This is a genomic window from Helicobacter pylori (assembly GCF_001653475.1).
Classification (GTDB): domain Bacteria; phylum Campylobacterota; class Campylobacteria; order Campylobacterales; family Helicobacteraceae; genus Helicobacter; species Helicobacter pylori_CM.
Window position 1 is genome coordinate 1,324,954 of sequence record NZ_CP011487.1, and the last position, 17,460, is coordinate 1,342,413.

Consider the following 17,460-nt stretch of genomic DNA (forward strand, 5'->3'; position numbering starts at 1 on the left):
AACAAGTGATAAAACAATATAAAGGGATAATATGGCATACAAATATGATAGAGACTTGGAATTTTTAAAGCAATTGGAATCTAGTGACTTATTGGATTTGTTTGAGGTGCTTGTTTTTGGTAAAGACGGCGAAAAGAGACACAATGAAAAACTGACGAGTTCAATAGAATACAAAAGGCATGGCGATGATTACGCTAAATACGCAGAAAGAATTGCTGAAGAGTTGCAATACTATGGGAGCAATAGTTTTGCGAGTTTCATTAAAGGTGAAGGAGTCTTATACAAAGAGATCCTGTGCGATGTGTGCGATAAATTAAAGGTTAATTACAACAAGAAAACTGAAACGACTTTAATTGAACAAAACATGCTTTCTAAAATCTTAGAAAGAAGCTTAGAAGAAATGGATGATGAAGAAGTGAAAGAAATGTGCGATGAATTGTCCATAAAAAACACTGACAATTTAAACAGACAAGCCTTAAGCGCAGCGGCTTTAACGCTGTTTAAAATGGGAGGCTTTAAATCTTATCAATTAGCTGTCATTGTTGCGGATGCGGTCGCAAAAACCATTCTAGGACGTGGTTTATCGCTTGCGGGCAATCAAGCACTTACAAGAACTCTGAGCTTTTTAACAGGCCCTGTTGGCTGGATCATTACAGGCGTATGGACGGCGATTGATATTGCAGGGCCGGCTTATAGGGTAACCATACCGGCATGCATTGTGGTCGCCACTTTACGCCTAAAAACACAGCAAGCCGGTGAGGATAAGAAGTCGTTGCAAATAGAATCCATTTAAGCTTTTTTTAGGGAAAAAGGTATAGAATGGAAACCTAGATGCGAAAATGCATCTAGTTTTTATTTTAATTTAAGGGAGACAAAATGAGTAACAGTTGCAACAATCAAAACCACAATCAAAAAGGTGATGCTAAAAATCAAAACAACGAAAGTTGTCAAAAAAATAGCCAAAACCAAGCCAATCAATGCAACGCTAACTACGAGCATAAAAACGATAAAAAATAAGGGTTAAAGGAAGGGGGTTTTTGTGCCAAAAATCAAAGTAGCGTTTCATTAAATCATACCTAAAGAAAAAGTCAATAGTTTCCTACCTTCAAATCAGATTTATCTTATCTAAAATGATAAGCGTATCAAAATATTTTAATTATTATTATTCTCTAGTTGTAAAACCAATAAAGCTCATTGGCATCTGTAGCGCTATTTTTGTGTGCAATTAGCAGGTGCGTTTAAGCCTTTTAAGGGGTTGAGCATGATTTTAAAAAATGATGTTATAACCACTAACCACTAACCACTAATCACTAATCACTAAAAAGGGGGTTTAGTGGGATTTGAGCGAGTGTTAGAAGTAAAATTAAAGGGATTGCATGGCATACAGATACGATAGCGATTTGGAATTTTTAAAGCAATTAAGCTCTAACGATTTGAAAGATTTGTTTGATGTGCTTATTTATGATGAATATGGCGCACCAAGAATGAGTGAAGAATTGCTAAAAATTCAACAGAATACAAAACATATGGTAGTGATTACGCTAAATACCCCAAAAGGATCGCCGAAGAATTACAGTGTTATGGGAGCAATAGTTTTGCGAATTTGTTTAGAGACGAAGGGGTTTTATACAAAGAAATTTTGTGCGATGTGTGCGATCATTTAAAAGTTAATTACAATGAAAAATCTAACGCCTCTTTGATTGAGGAAAACATGCTTGCTAAGATCTTGGAAAAAAGATTAGAAGAGATAAGCGATGAATAGAAGAGGGAAGTTGGTCGTGGGTTAGATATAAAAAACATAGATAGTTTAAACAAACAAACCTTGAATGCAGTCTTTTTGGGTTTGCTCAAAACAGATGGTTTTCATTCCTATCAATTGACCACGAGTATCGCAAGTGCAGTGGCAGGCAAAACTTTAGGGCATGGTTTAAAAGCTGTAGCAAGTAAGATGGTACTCACAAAAACTCTAGGTATTTTAGCTGACCCTATTGGTTGGGCCATTACAGGCACACTAGCAAGTATTAGTCTTGCAGGGCCGGCTTATAGGGTAACCGTGCCAGCATGCTTTGTGGTTGCCGCCTTACGGAAAAAACTAAAAGCGGAACAAGAAGCAAAACAGAAAGTAAATAAAACTAAGAAAATGTGGTATCTGGTTATTGATTTTTGTATTCTCATTGGTCCAGCTATTTTAGCTGTTTTTTCATCAAAAGAGAACACCAATCAAACAATAACGCAAGCATCAACTAGCCCACAAGCGATAGTCCAAAAATTGACGCCAAAAATCCAAGCCCCAAGAACCACAAAAAAGAGTAACAACCACCCTAAAGCACAAAACTATCCCCAAGCAAAAAAGCAACAAGAAAGTGGGGGGTTAAAGAGCGTTAAGAGAGAGGTAAAATCCTTTTAGCGTTTGAGGGAATTGACCGTCTGGAGCATGGCATCAGCGGTTTGAATGCTTTTAGAATTGGCTTCATAAGCCCTTTGAGCAGTGATTAGATCCGTCATTTCTTCTACCAATCTCACATTGCTAAGCTCCAAAAAGCCTTGTCTTAACTTGCCTAATCCTTGAGAATCCGGATTACCCACAATCGCATCGCCGCTAGCGTTGGTGATTGAAAACAGATTATCCCCCATAGAATGAAGCCCCGCCGGATTGACAAAATTAGCCAAAGTGATTTGCCCGATCACATTAGAAGTCGTTTGCAAGCCTTGAGTCACGCTCACCGTGCCATCCACACCGATATTCACTTGCGTGGTGTCTTCAGGTAAAGTGATTTGAGGGATGAGGAGATAGCCCTCGCTCGTTACAAGATTGCCTTGTTCGTCTAGCTTAAAATTCCCACTCCTTGTATAAGCGGTGGTGCCATCAGGCAACTGGACTTGAAAAAAGCCTTTACCCGTAATGGCGACATCTAAATTATTTTCCGTTTCTTTAGGGCTGCCTTGCGAAAACATTTTAGTAATCGCACTAGGACGCACGCCTAAGCCCACTTCCATGCCATTTGGCGATAAAGTCGTGTTGCTTGTGTTGGTGCCAGCGTATTGCATCGCTTGGTAAAACAAGTCGTTAAAATCCGCTCGAGATTTTTTAAACCCGGTGGTATTGACATTAGCGATATTGTTTGAAGTGGTGTCAATATGCGTTTGTTGGGCGAGCATCCCTGAAGTGGCGCTATAGAGAGAGCGGAGCATGATTTTCCCCTTAAACTAAAACTTAACAGCCTAGGATTGTAACAAAAATAAGATTAAATTTGACTAAAACGCTCTTTTTTAACGCTCTCTTTTTTAAGCTCTTGCCTCAAAATAACCGATACTTGACGCTATTGATAAATTTTAGGGCGTTTGATTATAACACTTTCTTTTTGTGTCTGTTCACTCAAAGCGTTTCAACAGCGTTCTTGGCGAAATATTGGCCTTTTCTAAAGGGACAAAGCGCTTTTTTTGATAAGCTTCTAGGCTTGATCGCCCTATCATGGCGGCATTATCGCTGCAAAATTCTAAAGGGGCTAAAACAAGCTTGCAATCAAATTCAGCACACAAGTTTTCAAACGCCTTTCTTAAAGCAAGATTTTGGCTCGCTCCCCCCACAATGCCAAAAATTTTAGGGCGTTTGATTTTAAAATAGCGTTTAGTCTGCTGGATTAAATGCTCAATCGCTGCGCTTTGAAAATGATAGCCAATCTTTTGTTTGAGGCTATCATTCAAATGGGGGGCGTTTTTTTCAACCTCCAAACGCACCGCATTTTTTAAACCTGAAAAACTAAAAGCCGGATTCGGGCTGTTTTTTAAAGGGATAGGGAATATTAAAGGCTCGTTTTGATGCACATAATCAAGGGCTAATTTTTCCACTATGGGGCCCCCTGGATAGCCTAAATCAAGCATTTTGGAAACCTTATCAAAACTCTCCCCAAAGCTATCGTCTAAACTCGTGGCAACGATTTTAATGTCTTCATAACCTCTAGCCTCTAAAATCAAAGAATGCCCCCCAGAGACTAGCAACACGCTTAAAGGCATGCAGGTTTGTTGTTCATTGATAAAGAGCGAATACACATGCCCTCTCAAATGATCTTCTAAAATCAAGGGTAAATTCAAAGACAAGCTCAAGGCTTTTGCCATCATCAAACCTTCTATTAAAGTCACGCTCAAACCTGGCTGATTAGTGATAGCGATGGCTTTAATTTTGGAAAAATCCTTATTCAAGCTTATTTTAATGCGTTCTAATAAGAGCGGCAAATTCTCAGCATGCAAGCGCGATGCAAGCTCAGGCACAACGCCCCCATAAGAGCTGTGGTGCTTTTCTTGAGAGATTTTAAAATGAGCGATGAGCTTAGCGTCCTTTATTCTTGTAAGGGCTAAAGAGCTGTCATCGCAAGAACTTTCAATGCTTAAAATCATTATCTTTATCTTTGGGTGGTGTTTTTGCTTGAATTATACCTTGTTAGCAGCATTCTAAAGCCTTTAAACAAAAACTAAAAAGCGAATTTACAAAAATACCAATGAATAGAAAGCTGGAATTAAATATATGGATCATAATAAAGAGATAAGAACTAAAATTAAAGCTTAAAATAAGCCCCCTTTTTAGAAAAAGCCTTTAAGCTAAATACTTGATCGCATTCAAATAGCTTTTGTTGTTCGCTTTGTTTTGATAAGCAATATCAAACGCTGTGCCATGGTCAGTGGAAGCGCGTAAAATGGGGGCGTTCAAACTCACATTAATGCTTTCATCAAAATAGAGCGCTTTTAAAGGGGCTAGCCCCACATCATGGCTCATGCTCACATAAAAAGGGGTTATTTTGCGTTTATTAGGGGCAAAAGCGCTATCAGCGGGCAAAGGCCCTAAAAAGCATTCAAAACCTAGCGTTTGGTTGCTCTTTTGAATGGCCTTTAAAATCTTTTCATCTTCTTTCCCGAACAAGCCCTCTTCGCCCGCATGGGGGTTAAAACCACACACTTGAACGATTTTAGCTTGAGTGCTTTTTTGAAACGCTAACAAAAACCGGACTAACGCTTCCACTTGAATGAGTTTAGAAACCTCCCCTAAAGGCACATGGTCGCTAAATAGCCCCACAAAGAGTTTAAAACACCCAAGCATCATGATAATTTGACGCTCTTTATAGCGTTGTTTTAAAAAATCGGTATGCCCCACAAAAGGGATTTGAGCTTGTTGCCATGCGAGTTTGTTGATAGGCAAAGTGCAAATGCCATCCACTTCTTTATCATCCGCTAACTCGCAAGCCTTTTTAAAACTCTCAAAACTATACGCCCCGCTTTGAGCACTGACTTTGCCTATCGTGTTAGAATTCAATAAGGGTAAGGGGGAATTGATAGCGATTGCGTTAAGCGTTTTAGCTTCATAAGCGTTATTAAGCAATTGATTGGCCCGCTCTAAAAGCTCGCCATCAATGAGATACAACGGTTCACAAAGCACGCTCACTTCCTTATGGCTTTTTAAAATCAATTCCAAGCCTACGCCTTGAACATCCCCACAACTGATCGCAATTTTCTTTTTAGCCATTATCGTTTAATGAGTTGCGCCATTTCTAAAATCGCTTTTTCTAAGCCCACTAAAACCGCTTTTGAAATCACGCTATGACCGATATTAAGCTCTCTTAAAGAGGGGATTTTTAACAATTCTTTCACATTAGAATAATTCAACCCATGCCCTGCGCATGCTGTAATGCCCATAAAAAACGCTTCCTTACTCATTCTTCTTAATTGCAAAAAGGCGTTGTGCAATTCTTCTTTCAGTTCTTTAGGTCTTTTGTCTTTGAGCGCACTAATGGCATGGATTTGATTGTTAGCGTTAGAGTGTAGAGCGTTGTGCAAATTCGCATACACCCCAGTGTGGAACTCCACTTGCTTGACTTGATGCTCCCTTGCAAAATGCAGGGCGTCTTTTAAAGGATCAATAAACAAAGACACTTCAATGCCTTGATTGCGATACGCTCTAATCACCTCTTCTAAACCCTTTAATGAACAATCCAATCCCCCCTCTGTCGTAACCTCATTTCTGTTTTCAGGCACGATTGTAACCTTACTTGGCTTATTTTTTAAAGAGCATAAAAAATCAGTGATTTCAGCATTGATAGAGCATTCAATATTGATAGGCAAAGGGCTTATTTCAAGCAGCTTCAAAACATCTTCATTTTGAATGTGCCGTTTGTCTTCCCTCAAATGAATGGTGATTAAATCCACTTTATGGGTGTTTTTAGCGATAAATAGGGCTTCTAAAATCTCAGGCTCATAAGTTTTTCTTATCTCTCTTAAAGTAACAATGTGATCAATATTCAATCCAAAACGCATGACTATCCTTTATTTTATAATAATGATTTTTGAAATTGTAACATAAAACCCACCTCATTACACCTAATAAGATTTTATCATCAAGCTATCTTTTGCTATAATACCCAAAACAAAATGCCAATTAAATCCAATAAAAAGTGTTGTGGGTGCTATATTTTCTAACCAGTCTCTTCATTTGCTCTTTGATTGTTTTGTGGTCTAAAAAATCCACGCTCTTTGTGGATAACGCTAACAAAATACAAGGCTTTCATCATGCAAGAACCCCACGAGCCGGGGGGCTTGGGATCTTTCTTTCTTTTGCGTTGGCTTGTTATTTTGAACCTTTTGAAATGCCTTTTAAGGGGTTTTTTGTTTTTTTGGGGCTGTTGTTAATCTTTTTAAGCGGTTTTTTAGAAGACATTAACCTTTCACTCAGCCCTAAAATACGCCTTATTTTGCAAGCCGTAGGGGTTATTTGCATCATCTCATCAACGCCTTTAGTGGTGAGCGATTTTTCGCCCCTTTTTAGCTTGCCTTATTTTGTTGCTTTTTTATTCGCAATTTTTATGCTAGTGGGCATCAGTAATGCTATTAATATCATTGACGGGTTTAACGGACTTGCATCAGGGATTTGCACGATTACGCTTTTAGTCATTCATTATATAGACCCTAGCAGTTTGTCTTGTTTGCTGGCTTACATGGTGCTTGGGTTTATGGTGTTAAATTTCCCTTTAGGAAAGATTTTTTTAGGCGATGGGGGGGCGTATTTTTTGGGTTTGGTGTGCGGGATTTCCCTTTTAAATTTGAGTTTAGAGCAAAAAATCAGCGTGTTTTTTGGGCTCAATTTAATGCTTTATCCGGTCATAGAGGTGCTTTTTAGTATCCTTAGGCGCAAAATAAAACGCCAGAAAGCCACCATGCCGGATAATTTGCATTTGCACACCCTTTTATTCCAATTCTTGCAACAACGCTCTTTAAATTACCCCAACCCTTTATGCGCGTTTATCCTTATTCTATGCAACCTGCCTTTTATTTTAATAAGCGTCTTTTTTCGCTTAAACGCTTACGCGCTCATTGTCATTAGCCTGGTCTTTATCGCATGCTATTTAATGGGTTATGCTTATTTGAATAGGCAAGTTTGCGTTTTAGAAAAACGAGCGTTTTAATGAAAAAGCTCAAAAGTCTTTTTTTGAGTCTGCTCTTATGGGTATATCCTTTAAGGAGTGAACCGATCAATGAGGGGGCATACATTTTAGAAGAGATTGGCGATGTGCTTAGGTTTTTGCCTATTTTTGTAGGCACGGTCAGTTTGGCGATGCGCGATTATAGAGGTTTAGGGGAATTAGCGGTCGGCACATTAGTCACTCAAGGAGTGATTTATGGCCTTAAAGGAGCTTTTAGCACCGCCCATAAAGATGGGGCTAGAGTGGAATTCGCTAAACGCCCGTGCTGTAATTCTTGGAGAGGCATGCCAAGCGGGCATGCTGGGGGGGCGTTTAGTGCGGCCGGGTTTGTGTATTACCGCTACGGGTGGAAACCGGCTCTTCCTGTGATCGCTCTTGCAATACTCACTGATGCCAGCAGAGTGGTGGCAGGACAACACACGATCTTGCAAGTTACGATCGGCAGCCTTATCGCATGGGGGTTTGCTTATTTATTCACTTCACGCTACAAACCTAAGCAATGGATGCTCTATCCTGAAATCTCTAGCGATTTTAAGGGCAGTAGCCGCTATGGGGTGAGCTTTTCTTATCAATGGTAAAGGGATAAAGTGCTAAAAAAGTTACTACTCATTTTGCTCTTTTTAGGGTTTTTAAGAGCGGAAGGCGAACATTATGAAATCATCGTTGAGCTTTCAAAGGCTTTTTTGAAAGCCAAAGACGCTTTTATGGCGATCGATAGAACCTATAAAACCTGTGTAAAAACCGGGCATGATCGCACTCAAATACGCCTTCAAAGCGCTTTTTTAGAGAATTTGTCTCAAACAGAACAGCAATTTGATGATTATTTTGAGAAGGATTTTAAAAGCACAGAAGTTTTAAAAACCCTGCTTAAAGACATCCAATCGTTAGAAAAAACTTCCAACAAGCTTGCATGCATTACCCCAAAAAACGCTAAAAATTTTGAAATTTTAGAGGGAGCGGTAACGCAAATCATAGATTTAGAAAAACAGATGGATAAATTTATCAATAAAAACTAACATGAGCTATGATATAGTTTATTTCTACAAAATCTCCAAGGAAAATTGATGCAACATGAGATCCCTATTGCCTTTGCCTTTGATAAAAACTACCTAAAAACAGGGGCTGTGGCTCTCTACTCTTTATTGCATGCCCATCGTGCAGTTGAAGGGGTACTTTTTAGTATCTATGTATTCTATAGCGGTTTAAATGAAGATGATTTAAACAGACTCCAAGAAACCATCAAGCCTTTCAAACATTTTGCCACTTTGAAATGCCAAGATATTAGCGCCACTCTTGATTCTTTGCCCACCATCACGGATAGTGCATGGGTTAATCGTTATTCCAGAATGATTCTGGTCAAATACCTTCTCCCTAGTTTATTCCCCCAATATAGCAAAATGATTTGGTCTGATGTGGATGTGGTCTTTTGCAGAGCTTTCGCTGATGATTTTATCGCTTTAGATATAAGCGAATCTTTTCATTTGAGTGGTGTGATAAGTTTAGTATCACAATCAGTTACAGAGGGGTTTTGGTTTTGCAATTTGGATTATATGCGCAAAAACTCCTTTAGCGAACAAGTCTTAGAAAAATTTAAAATTCAATTAATGCGTCCATATTTTAAAGAACCTACATTGATACACCATTTGCATGCTTATATTAAAGAACTTCCCTTACACTATTGTGTTTTGCCTTATTATTATCAAGAAGAACTTGACGATTTGCGGCATAAAGCTTCCTCACCCATTCGGTTTGAAATCATCCATCAAGACAAACCCAATGAATTTATCTATCGCCAGCAAATCCCCTATGAGATCTCTCAAATTCAAGACATTCTTTCAAACCCTATTATCATGCACTATGAATCCGATAAAGATGCTCTTGGAATCTACAATGGCAAACCTTGGGAGTTCCCTTTGGGGAACCAATACCACCTGTGGTTAGAGATGCTTGCACACACCCCATTTTGGAAAGACTTCACTCTAGAAATACAAAAAAAACGCATAGAATACCGAGATATTGCTCAAAAAATCCATTATTTTTCTCAAGATAAGTGTCTCTATGAAGTGAGCATACGATCCATTAAAGTTTTTGCATCCCATTACTATAATTTAGTGGTTAAAGAACGATGGTCTAAACCGATAAAAACTTTCTTTCAAAAAATTTTTTTCAAAAAAAAGTTCTAATTTGTTGGAGTCACAGGGCGAAACCAAACCCCTAATACTTATGCTTCCTTAGGTGCTTCACCACATAATCCCCCACGCTTTGAATGATTTGCACTAAAACAATAATCACAACCACCGCATAAAAAAGCACATCGCCCCTATAACTTTGATAGCCAATCCTAATGGCTAAATCCCCCAAGCCCCCAGCCCCTAACGCTCCCGCCATAGCCGAATAGCCTATTAAAGAAATTAAGGTGATGGTGATATTATTCGCTAAAGAGGGCAAGCTCTCTAAAAGCATCATCTTAATGACTTCCAAATGAGACGCTCCCAAACTTAAAGTGGTTTCAATTTTGCCATGCTCTACTTCCATTAAAGAATTTTCAAAAAGCTTTGCGACAAAAGGAATGGCTGAAATGGCTAGCGGGATAATGCTCGCGCTAGAGCCAATGCTTGTGCCAATCAAAAAGCGCGATAAAGGCAGGAGCAAAATAATGAGAATGATAAAAGGGAAAGAGCGAGTCATGTTGATAGAAGTGTCTAAAATTTTATGCAAAAGGGGTTTGTTTAACAAATGCCCTTTTTTACTCACTAACAATAAAACCCCCAAAGGCAAGCCAAAAACAACCGCCAAAAAGCTCGCCACAAACACCATATAAAGCGTTTCTAGCGTGGCTTGAATAAGCATTTGAGAAATCATTTTAATCCTTTAATTTTTCCACTTGTAAGCCTAAAGCGTTTAGATACTCTAAAGCCCTTTGAGTCTCTGCAGTATTGCCTAAAAACCGCACCACTAAATACCCTATATCTTTAGTCGTAAGCTCTTCAACATTGCTTGAAATGATACTCACATCTATTTTAAAACGCCTGATCAAATTAGAAATGATCGGCTCGTCTAAATGCTCCCCTAAAAACACGATGCGATAAATGTCTTGCGGTTTTTGATCCCCATGCTCGTTTTTGATGCCAAGCAATTCTTTAGTAACGGCATGTTTAGGGTTAGCAAAAATTTCTTCTACCGAGCCTCTTTCCACAATTTCGCCGCTGCTGATCACACACATTTGATTGCACAATTCTTTAACCACTTCAATCTGGTGCGTGATGAAAACAATACTTAAATTAAGCTTTTTTTGAATACCGCTTAAAAGCGTTAAAATAGAATGCGTGGTTTTAGAATCCAATGCGGATGTGGCTTCATCGCAAAGCAATAAATCAGGGCAATTCGCTAAACTCCTAGCAATGGCCACTCTTTGTTTTTGCCCACCGCTTAGCTGTTTAGGGTAAAAATGCATTTTATCTTCTAGCCCCACTAATTCCAACAATTCATGCACCCTTGATTTGATCTTGGTTTTTTCCCATCGGGCGATTTCTAAAGCGAAAGCGACATTTTCAAACACATTTTTAGCGCTCAATAAATTGAAATGCTGGAAAATCATGCCTATTTTTTGGCGCGCTTTTTGCAATTCTTTAGGCTTTAATTCCAACAGATTGACTCCATTGACTAAAACTTCGCCAGAACTGGGGCGCTCCAAGCAATTAATCAGGCGAATGAGCGTGGATTTCCCTGCCCCTGAATAGCCTATCACGCCTAAAATACCGCCTTTTTTTAATTCCAGATTCACGCCTTTTAGGGCATGAAACCCGTTTTCATAAATCTTTTCAATGTTTTTTAGTTCTACTATCATCGTTTTAACTTTATATCTTGCTCACTTGGACATTTGCGCGTTATTTTCCACGCTATTGAGCCATAAAAACACCTGCACCACGCTTTCATACAATTCTTCAGGTATCGCGCAATCTAATTCCACCTTTAAAAGCGAATCCACCAGCATGGGGTTAGAAAAGAGCGCTATATCGTATTCTTTAGCTTTTTGAATGATCCTTTTAGCCGCTTCGCCCACCCCGCTTGCGATCACTTTTGGGGCATGATCTTGCCCTATGTTATAAGCTAGAGCGGCGGCTTTTATGGTTTTATTCATCTAATACCCTAAAGTCAAAGAGTCGGCGTCATTCCAAGAGAAATTTTTCTCAAGCCCTTTTGTTTTTTTCAAAATAGACGCAACGCTGCGCACTAGCATGTCCGTTTCAACATTCACGCGCCGTTTGAGTTTATAAGTCTTAAAAAGGGTGTTTTCTAAAGTGTAAGGGATAATCGTTAGCCAAAACCCTTTTTCTTCTACCTTGCTTAAAGTCAAACTCACCCCATCAACTGCAATAGAGCCTTGCTCAACGCACAATAAAAGCGTTTCTTTAGAAGCACTGATAAAAAAATCCACTTGATTAGAATACTGAATGATTTTTTCAATCACCCCAATAGCGTCAATATGCCCTTGTACAAAATGCCCATCCAAACTCGCATCGGCTTTTAGGGCTGGCTCAATATGGACTAAATCCTTGTAATTTTCTAACGCTACGCTGTTTTGGGTTTTTTGGCTCAATTCCACGCTAAAATGCGTTTTTGAACTTTCTATGGCGGTCAAACACGCCCCGTTAATCGCAATGCTATCGCCAAGCTTGGGATTGAGATCGCTCTCTATACTTAAAATATTGTTTTGGAAACTTTTTACTCTAGCTATTTGATGGATTATGCCGCTGAACATCGTTAATGATTACTTTCCTCATGTTAGAATGCTTAATTATTATAACATATTAAATAAAACCATAGGATAAAAGCATGTTTATTGATACGCATTGCCATTTGGATCATAGGGATTATGAAAACGATTTAGAAGAAGTGTTAAAAGAAAGCTTAGAAAAAGGCGTTACTCAATGCGTGATTCCGGGCGCGGACATGAAAGATTTGAATAGAGCGGTAGGAATTAGCGAAAAATTTGAAGGCGTGTTTTTTGCCATAGGCGCTCACCCTTATGATGTGGAAAGCTTTGATGAAAGTTTGTTTGAAAAGTTTGTTGAGCATCAAAAATGCGTGGCGATAGGCGAATGCGGACTGGATTACTACCGCTTGCCTGAATTGAATGAAAGAGAAAATTATAAAAGCAAGCAAAAAGAAATTTTTACAAAACAGATTGAATTTTCTATCCAACACAACAAGCCCTTGATTATCCACATCAGAGAGGCGAGTTTTGATAGTTTGAATATTTTAAAAAGCTATCCTAAGGCTTTTGGGGTGTTGCATTGCTTTAACGCTGATGGCATGCTTTTGGAGCTAAGCGATCGTTTTTATTATGGGATAGGAGGGGTTAGCACTTTTAAAAACGCTAAAAGACTGGTAGAGATTCTGCCTAAAATCCCTAAAAACAGGCTTCTTTTAGAAACGGATTCGCCCTATTTGACCCCACACCCTTTTAGAGGCACCAGAAATAGCCCTACTTATATCCCTTTAATCGCTCAAAAAATTGCCGAAATCATCAACTTAGAGACTGAAGAGCTCGCTTCTTTAAGCACGCATAACGCTCAAACGCTCTTTAGTTTCCCCTAAAATGGGGCTGTGTTAGAAAGCGTTATTCAAGTTTAGTTATAATTAGAGCCATTATTAAACTTATCAAATAATTAGGATTTTAAAAAAGAATGAAATATTTTAATACCAAATGGTTGTTTTTTTTAATGACTCATTGGCTTTTATTAGCTTCTTTAAGCCACGCTAAGATCGCTTTTGAGTCCAATATTGACACCAAAGTGCTAGAGGCTTTTGGGGTTAATGCGGGCTTTTTATCTCAAATGCCAAACGCTTTAAAAAAAATGAATGAAAAAGAAGAATGGAAAAGGCTCGTCAAAAGGTTTGACGCAAATTACCAGTTCATCCCTATCATTAAAAACATGCTAATAAAAGCGAGCGTTCCGCAAGAATTTTTGTTTTTAGCGATGGCAGAGTCTCATTTTTCATCAAGGGCTTATAGCAGGAAAAAAGCGGTAGGGATTTGGCAATTCATGCCAAACACGGCTAAAGAATTAGGGCTTAAGGTCAATCATTACATTGATGAAAGAAGAGATCCCATTAAAAGCACTCAAGCGGCGATCACTTATTTGAAACGGCTTTACAAACAAACCGGGGAGTGGTATTTGGTCGCTATGGCGTATAATTACGGCTTACGCAAGGTTCAAAACGCCATTAAAGCCGCCGGCACTTCGGACATTAAGATTTTGTTGGATGAAGATAAAAAATACCTCCCTAAAGAAACACGAGAGTATATCCGCTCCATTCTAATCCTGGCGTTAAAGTTCAACAGCCTAGACAATCTCAAAGATAAAGAATATCTGCTCAATCGTGGGGCGAGGGTGAGTTTAGTGGGCGTCCCGTTTAAAAGGCACACTTCTTTAGTTCAAGTGGCTAAAAATTTAAACTTGAGTTTAGAAACCTTAAAATCCTACAACCACCAATTCCGTTATAACATTCTGCCTTCTAAAGACCCCACCTACACCATTTATATCCCTTATGAAAAACTCGCCCTTTTCAAACAACGCCAGCTCAAACAAAATAAAAACATTCAAGCTAGTTTAAAAAGCCCTTTTATCACCCATGTGGTCTTGCCTAAAGAAACCTTATCTTCTATCGCTAAACGCTATCAAGTCAGTATTTCCAGTATTCAATTAGCCAATAATCTCAAAGATTCTAATATTTTTATCCACCAGTGCTTAATCATCCCCACCAACAAAAAATTACTCGCTACAAGGGAATTTTAATGGGTTTGGCGTTGGAAAAAGTTTGTTTTTTAGGCGTTATTTTTTTGATTAGTGCTTGTGCGGTTAAAAAAGAGGGGGTAAAGAATTTGTCTTACAAGCATGAAAGCTTGCGCGCTTATGAAAACGCTAAAGACTATGACCCAACAACCAAAAAAGCCACCTATAAACGCAATTTTTTTGAACGCCATTTCAAACGCCACTCCAATTCGCAAGATGGCAACACAAAAGATCAGCCGCTAGATAACGGCATGCGCGATTCTAGCGCGATCCAAAGAGCCACCATGCGCCCTTATCAAGTGGGGAACAAGTGGTATTATCCCACTAAAGTGGATTTGGGCGAAAAATTTGATGGCATTGCGAGCTGGTATGGCCCCAGTTTCCATGCCAAAAAAACCAGTAATGGGGAAATTTATAACATGTATGCCCACACCGCCGCGCACAAGACTTTACCCATGAACACCGTGGTGAAAGTCATCAATGTTGAAAACAATTTAAGCACCATTGTGCGCATCAACGATAGAGGACCTTTTGTGAGCGATCGCATCATTGATTTGTCTAATGCGGCCGCTAGGGATATTGACATGGTTAAAAAAGGCACAGCCAGCGTGCGTCTCATTGTTTTGGGTTTTGGTGGGGTTATCTCCAATCAATACGAACAAGCCTTTAACGCTAACTCTTCAAAGATCTTACACAAGGAATTTAAAGTCGGCGAGAGCGAAAAAAGCGTGAGCGGAGGGAAATTTTCTTTGCAAATGGGGGCTTTTAGAAACCAAATGGGTGCTCAAACTTTAGCGGATAAATTGCAAGCAGAGAATCCAAATTACAGCGTCAAGATCGCTTTTAAAGACGATCTATATAAAGTTTTAGTTCAAGGGTTTCAAAGCGAAGAAGAGGCTAGGGATTTTATGAAAAAATATAACCAGAATGCGGTTTTAACGAGAGAATGATTAAGTTATTGCTTTTAGATGTGGATGGCACGCTCACAGATGGGTCGTTGTATTTTGATGAAAATTTTCACGAGATCAAGGCTTTTAATGTCAAAGACGGGCTTGGCATGACGCTATGGCAAAAATTAGGTAAAAAAATCGCTATCATTACAGGAAGAACTTCAATAATGGTCAAAAAACGCATGGAGAGTTTAGGCGTTCAGTTGGTTTTTATGGGCGTTGAAAATAAAAGCGTGGTTGTGGAGCGGCTCAAAAAAGACTTGCAATTAAACGCACAAGAAATCGCATGCGTAGGCGATGATTATAACGATTTAGGCATGTTTAAGGCATGCACTTTGAGTTTCGCTCCGTTTGATGCGCACCCCTTGCTTAAAAGCAAGGCCTATAAAGTGTTACAAAACTCAGGGGGTAAGGGGGCTGTTAGGGAAGCGATTGATTATCTTTTAACATTAGAAGGCTTGCAAAATGAAGCGCTCAAGCTTTACCTCTAATAGTGTTTTAAACTTTTTTGTGGTTTTATCTTTCATCACGATAGGGTTAGTTTTTTTCTTTTTGCGTTCCCAACCCACTAGCGTGGTCTCTAAAGAAAATATCCCTAAAATTGAATTAGAAAATTTTAAAGCGTTTCAAGTCAACGATAAAATCCTTGATCTGTCCATAGAGGGCAAAAAAGCTCTGCAATACGATGATTACGAGATCTTTTTTAATTCTCAAATCAAGCGCTATGATGAAGACACGATAGAAAGCGTTGAATCCCCTAAAGCCAAACGGCAGCAGGATTTGTATTTCTTCCCTAATGGGGTTACTTATAAAAGAAGCGATGATTCTAGTTTTTGGAGTGAAACAGGGATTTACAACCATAAAGAGCAAAATTTTAAAGGCAAGGGCCGTTTCATTCTCACTTCAAAGGATAGCAAGGTTGAAGGGCTTGACATTTCTTATTCGCATGCTCTAGCCATTGTTGAAGCTCAAAGCATTCAAGCGTATTTATTTTTAGATGAAATCAAACAAAGCCAGAAAGAAAAGAAAAAATTCCCCACTTTCAAAGGAGAGTTTTAATGCGTTGGTGGTGTGTTCTTGTGTGTTGTTTGAGCTTTTTAAGCGTGATGAGCGCTCAAAAAACAGAGAATAAAGGTTTGAAAAAAGAAAGAGAGCTTTTAGAAATTACCGGCAACCAATTTGTAGCGAACGACAAAACAAAAACCGCCGTTATTCAAGGCAATGTGCAGATCAAAAAAGGTAAAGACCGGTTGTTTGCGGATAAGGTGAGCGTGTTTTTAAACGATAAACGAAAGCCAGAGCGCTATGAAGCCACAGGGAACACGCATTTTAACATCTTTACAGAGGATAATCGTGAAATCAGCGGGAGCGCTGACAAGCTCATTTATAACGCGCTGAATGGGGAATACAAGTTATTGCAAAATGCGGTGGTTAGAGAAGTGGGGAAATCTAATGTCATCACCGGCGATGAGATCATTTTAAACAAAACTAAGGGTTATGCTGATGTGTTGGGGAGCGCGAAACGGCCCGCTAAATTTGTGTTTGATATGGAAGATATTAATGAAGAAAATCGTAAGGCTAAATTGAAGAAGAAAGGCACTAAGGAAAAACCATGATCGCCATTAAAGACGCTCATTTTCTCACTTCTTCTAGCCAACTTTCGCAATGCCCTGCGAGCTTGACTTCTGAAATGGTCATTTTAGGGCGCAGCAATGTAGGTAAAAGCTCGTTTATTAATACCTTGTTAGGAAAAAATCTCGCCAAAAGTTCAGCAACGCCTGGAAAAACCCGTTTAGCGAATTTTTTTTCCACCACTTGGGAAGATAAAGAAAACGCCTTAATAACAACTTTTAATGTGATTGATTTGCCCGGGTTTGGCTACGCTAAAGTTTCTAAAAGCTTGAAAAAAGAATGGGAGGGGTTTTTATGGGAATTGTTAAGCGTTAGGGTTTCTATCAAACTTTTTATCCATTTAGTGGATGCGCGCCATTTGAATTTAGAAATTGATAAAAACGCTAAAGAAAATATTCAAGCCCTTTTAAGGCCCGATCAAGCCTACCTTGCTCTTTTTACGAAATTTGACAAGTTGAATAAAAACGAGCAACACCGCCTTTTTTTAAACGCCCCTAAACCTTTTTTAATCAATACTATCCGTTTTAACGCCCTTTCTTCAAAATACCCAACCCTTGAAGTAGTGCGCCAAACCCTTTTGAAATATTTGCTCACTAGCCCTTTATAAGCCAC

24 protein-coding genes are annotated in these 17,460 nt (G+C 39.0%); 16 read left to right on the forward strand and 8 right to left on the reverse strand.

Annotated features, from left to right (window positions below; translation table 11 throughout):
- Positions 1-31 precede the first annotated feature (31 nt).
- From AA974_RS06470 to AA974_RS08305, 5 genes are all read left to right on the forward strand, one after another.
- Positions 32-793 (forward strand): YaaW family protein, encoded by a 762-nt coding sequence (locus AA974_RS06470; protein WP_064433870.1) that lies wholly within the window; start codon positions 32-34, stop codon positions 791-793.
- 83 nt (positions 794-876) lie between these two features.
- Positions 877-1,017: a hypothetical protein gene (locus AA974_RS07950; RefSeq protein WP_196207226.1), complete on the forward strand. Its 141-nt coding sequence runs from the start codon at positions 877-879 to the stop codon at positions 1,015-1,017.
- Between the two features lie 359 nt (positions 1,018-1,376).
- Positions 1,377-1,664, forward strand: a complete 288-nt coding sequence (locus tag AA974_RS08295) for a DUF3944 domain-containing protein (protein ID WP_080471062.1) — start codon at positions 1,377-1,379, stop codon at positions 1,662-1,664.
- Positions 1,604-1,762 (forward strand): hypothetical protein, encoded by a 159-nt coding sequence (locus tag AA974_RS08300; protein ID WP_412767740.1) that lies wholly within the window; start codon positions 1,604-1,606, stop codon positions 1,760-1,762. The genes AA974_RS08295 and AA974_RS08300 overlap by 61 nt, the downstream gene beginning before the upstream one ends.
- 75 nt (positions 1,763-1,837) lie before the next feature.
- On the forward strand, positions 1,838-2,407 hold the full coding sequence (locus tag AA974_RS08305; protein ID WP_412767736.1) for a hypothetical protein: 570 nt from the start codon (positions 1,838-1,840) through the stop codon (positions 2,405-2,407).
- Here the strand turns inward: AA974_RS08305 and flgG are convergent.
- The 4 genes from flgG to pdxJ form a co-directional block, all read right to left on the reverse strand.
- The gene (flgG, locus tag AA974_RS06485; RefSeq protein WP_064433871.1) at positions 2,404-3,192 is read right to left on the reverse strand and encodes a flagellar basal-body rod protein FlgG; all 789 of its coding nucleotides are present in this window, start codon (positions 3,190-3,192) and stop codon (positions 2,404-2,406) included. The two genes, AA974_RS08305 and flgG, sit on opposite strands and share 4 nt — an antisense overlap.
- Positions 3,193-3,372: 180 nt before the next feature.
- Complete coding sequence (gene tsaD / locus AA974_RS06490) at positions 3,373-4,395, reverse strand: tRNA (adenosine(37)-N6)-threonylcarbamoyltransferase complex transferase subunit TsaD (RefSeq protein ID WP_064433872.1); 1,023 nt, start codon at positions 4,393-4,395, stop codon at positions 3,373-3,375.
- A gap of 196 nt (positions 4,396-4,591) precedes the next feature.
- Entirely contained in the window at positions 4,592-5,515 is a 924-nt protein-coding gene (pdxA, locus tag AA974_RS06495; RefSeq protein WP_064433873.1) for a 4-hydroxythreonine-4-phosphate dehydrogenase, read from the reverse strand.
- Complete coding sequence (pdxJ, locus tag AA974_RS06500) at positions 5,515-6,303, reverse strand: pyridoxine 5'-phosphate synthase (RefSeq protein ID WP_064433874.1); 789 nt, start codon at positions 6,301-6,303, stop codon at positions 5,515-5,517. Before pdxJ ends, pdxA begins: the two co-directional genes overlap by 1 nt.
- Before the next feature lie 137 nt (positions 6,304-6,440).
- Here pdxJ and wecA point away from each other — a divergent pair, with 137 nt between their 5' ends.
- From wecA to AA974_RS06520, 4 genes are read left to right on the forward strand one after another with little or no spacing between them, the layout of a single operon-like run.
- On the forward strand, positions 6,441-7,448 hold the full coding sequence (gene wecA / locus AA974_RS06505) for an undecaprenylphosphate N-acetylglucosaminyl transferase WecA (protein WP_064433875.1): 1,008 nt from the start codon (positions 6,441-6,443) through the stop codon (positions 7,446-7,448).
- Positions 7,448-8,044, forward strand: a complete 597-nt coding sequence (gene lpxF, locus AA974_RS06510) for a lipid A 4'-phosphatase (RefSeq protein WP_064433876.1) — start codon at positions 7,448-7,450, stop codon at positions 8,042-8,044. Before wecA ends, lpxF begins: the two co-directional genes overlap by 1 nt.
- Positions 8,045-8,053: 9 nt before the next feature.
- Positions 8,054-8,482, forward strand: a complete 429-nt coding sequence (locus tag AA974_RS06515) for a hypothetical protein (protein WP_064433877.1) — start codon at positions 8,054-8,056, stop codon at positions 8,480-8,482.
- A 48-nt stretch (positions 8,483-8,530) separates the two neighbouring features.
- Positions 8,531-9,649 (forward strand): glycosyltransferase family 8 protein, encoded by a 1,119-nt coding sequence (locus tag AA974_RS06520; RefSeq protein WP_064433878.1) that lies wholly within the window; start codon positions 8,531-8,533, stop codon positions 9,647-9,649.
- Between the two features lie 31 nt (positions 9,650-9,680).
- On the opposite strand, the gene AA974_RS06525 is transcribed toward AA974_RS06520, so the two are convergent.
- From AA974_RS06525 to ribE, 4 genes are read right to left on the reverse strand one after another with little or no spacing between them, the layout of a single operon-like run.
- Positions 9,681-10,328: an ABC transporter permease subunit gene (locus tag AA974_RS06525; protein ID WP_064433879.1), complete on the reverse strand. Its 648-nt coding sequence runs from the start codon at positions 10,326-10,328 to the stop codon at positions 9,681-9,683.
- Position 10,329: 1 nt separating this feature from the next.
- Positions 10,330-11,313, reverse strand: a complete 984-nt coding sequence (locus tag AA974_RS06530) for a methionine ABC transporter ATP-binding protein (RefSeq protein ID WP_064433880.1) — start codon at positions 11,311-11,313, stop codon at positions 10,330-10,332.
- A 21-nt stretch (positions 11,314-11,334) separates the two neighbouring features.
- The gene (locus tag AA974_RS06535) at positions 11,335-11,607 is read right to left on the reverse strand and encodes a FlhB-like flagellar biosynthesis protein (protein ID WP_064433881.1); all 273 of its coding nucleotides are present in this window, start codon (positions 11,605-11,607) and stop codon (positions 11,335-11,337) included.
- The gene (ribE, locus tag AA974_RS06540; protein WP_064433882.1) at positions 11,608-12,228 is read right to left on the reverse strand and encodes a riboflavin synthase; all 621 of its coding nucleotides are present in this window, start codon (positions 12,226-12,228) and stop codon (positions 11,608-11,610) included.
- A gap of 74 nt (positions 12,229-12,302) precedes the next feature.
- Between ribE and AA974_RS06545 the strand changes: the two genes are divergently transcribed.
- From AA974_RS06545 to yihA, 7 genes are all read left to right on the forward strand, one after another.
- Entirely contained in the window at positions 12,303-13,067 is a 765-nt protein-coding gene (locus tag AA974_RS06545) for a TatD family hydrolase (protein ID WP_064433883.1), read from the forward strand.
- Positions 13,068-13,156: 89 nt separating this feature from the next.
- Positions 13,157-14,269 carry a lytic transglycosylase domain-containing protein gene (locus AA974_RS06550; RefSeq protein ID WP_064433884.1) on the forward strand — a complete coding sequence of 371 codons (1,113 nt, stop codon included), beginning with the start codon at positions 13,157-13,159 and terminating at the stop codon, positions 14,267-14,269.
- On the forward strand, positions 14,269-15,216 hold the full coding sequence (locus AA974_RS06555) for a septal ring lytic transglycosylase RlpA family protein (protein WP_064433885.1): 948 nt from the start codon (positions 14,269-14,271) through the stop codon (positions 15,214-15,216). The genes AA974_RS06550 and AA974_RS06555 overlap by 1 nt, the downstream gene beginning before the upstream one ends.
- Positions 15,213-15,707 carry a KdsC family phosphatase gene (locus AA974_RS06560; protein ID WP_064433886.1) on the forward strand — a complete coding sequence of 165 codons (495 nt, stop codon included), beginning with the start codon at positions 15,213-15,215 and terminating at the stop codon, positions 15,705-15,707. The genes AA974_RS06555 and AA974_RS06560 overlap by 4 nt, the downstream gene beginning before the upstream one ends.
- A complete protein-coding gene (locus tag AA974_RS06565; RefSeq protein ID WP_064433887.1) occupies positions 15,682-16,275 on the forward strand; it encodes a hypothetical protein in 594 nt (197 codons plus the stop codon). The genes AA974_RS06560 and AA974_RS06565 overlap by 26 nt, the downstream gene beginning before the upstream one ends.
- The gene (lptA, locus tag AA974_RS06570) at positions 16,275-16,832 is read left to right on the forward strand and encodes a lipopolysaccharide transport periplasmic protein LptA (RefSeq protein WP_064433888.1); all 558 of its coding nucleotides are present in this window, start codon (positions 16,275-16,277) and stop codon (positions 16,830-16,832) included. Before AA974_RS06565 ends, lptA begins: the two co-directional genes overlap by 1 nt.
- Positions 16,829-17,455 carry a ribosome biogenesis GTP-binding protein YihA/YsxC gene (gene yihA / locus AA974_RS06575; protein ID WP_064433889.1) on the forward strand — a complete coding sequence of 209 codons (627 nt, stop codon included), beginning with the start codon at positions 16,829-16,831 and terminating at the stop codon, positions 17,453-17,455. Before lptA ends, yihA begins: the two co-directional genes overlap by 4 nt.
- Positions 17,456-17,460 lie beyond the last annotated feature (5 nt).

Excerpts from the sequence above, each read along its gene's own strand:
- AA974_RS06470 (WP_064433870.1), top strand. The coding sequence starts at position 32 with ATGGCATACAAATATGATAGAGACTTGGAATTTTTAAAGCAATTGGAA.
- AA974_RS07950 (WP_196207226.1), top strand. The coding sequence starts at position 877 with ATGAGTAACAGTTGCAACAATCAAAACCACAATCAAAAAGGTGATGCT.
- AA974_RS08295 (WP_080471062.1), top strand. The coding sequence starts at position 1,377 with ATGGCATACAGATACGATAGCGATTTGGAATTTTTAAAGCAATTAAGC.
- flgG (WP_064433871.1), bottom strand. The coding sequence starts at position 3,192 with ATGCTCCGCTCTCTCTATAGCGCCACTTCAGGGATGCTCGCCCAACAA.
- tsaD (WP_064433872.1), bottom strand. The coding sequence starts at position 4,395 with ATGATTTTAAGCATTGAAAGTTCTTGCGATGACAGCTCTTTAGCCCTT.
- pdxA (WP_064433873.1), bottom strand. The coding sequence starts at position 5,515 with ATGGCTAAAAAGAAAATTGCGATCAGTTGTGGGGATGTTCAAGGCGTA.
- pdxJ (WP_064433874.1), bottom strand. The coding sequence starts at position 6,303 with ATGCGTTTTGGATTGAATATTGATCACATTGTTACTTTAAGAGAGATA.
- lpxF (WP_064433876.1), top strand. The coding sequence starts at position 7,448 with ATGAAAAAGCTCAAAAGTCTTTTTTTGAGTCTGCTCTTATGGGTATAT.
- AA974_RS06520 (WP_064433878.1), top strand. The coding sequence starts at position 8,531 with ATGCAACATGAGATCCCTATTGCCTTTGCCTTTGATAAAAACTACCTA.
- AA974_RS06525 (WP_064433879.1), bottom strand. The coding sequence starts at position 10,328 with ATGATTTCTCAAATGCTTATTCAAGCCACGCTAGAAACGCTTTATATG.
- AA974_RS06530 (WP_064433880.1), bottom strand. The coding sequence starts at position 11,313 with ATGATAGTAGAACTAAAAAACATTGAAAAGATTTATGAAAACGGGTTT.
- AA974_RS06535 (WP_064433881.1), bottom strand. The coding sequence starts at position 11,607 with ATGAATAAAACCATAAAAGCCGCCGCTCTAGCTTATAACATAGGGCAA.
- ribE (WP_064433882.1), bottom strand. The coding sequence starts at position 12,228 with ATGTTCAGCGGCATAATCCATCAAATAGCTAGAGTAAAAAGTTTCCAA.
- AA974_RS06545 (WP_064433883.1), top strand. The coding sequence starts at position 12,303 with ATGTTTATTGATACGCATTGCCATTTGGATCATAGGGATTATGAAAAC.
- AA974_RS06550 (WP_064433884.1), top strand. The coding sequence starts at position 13,157 with ATGAAATATTTTAATACCAAATGGTTGTTTTTTTTAATGACTCATTGG.
- AA974_RS06555 (WP_064433885.1), top strand. The coding sequence starts at position 14,269 with ATGGGTTTGGCGTTGGAAAAAGTTTGTTTTTTAGGCGTTATTTTTTTG.
- AA974_RS06560 (WP_064433886.1), top strand. The coding sequence starts at position 15,213 with ATGATTAAGTTATTGCTTTTAGATGTGGATGGCACGCTCACAGATGGG.
- AA974_RS06565 (WP_064433887.1), top strand. The coding sequence starts at position 15,682 with ATGAAGCGCTCAAGCTTTACCTCTAATAGTGTTTTAAACTTTTTTGTG.
- lptA (WP_064433888.1), top strand. The coding sequence starts at position 16,275 with ATGCGTTGGTGGTGTGTTCTTGTGTGTTGTTTGAGCTTTTTAAGCGTG.
- yihA (WP_064433889.1), top strand. The coding sequence starts at position 16,829 with ATGATCGCCATTAAAGACGCTCATTTTCTCACTTCTTCTAGCCAACTT.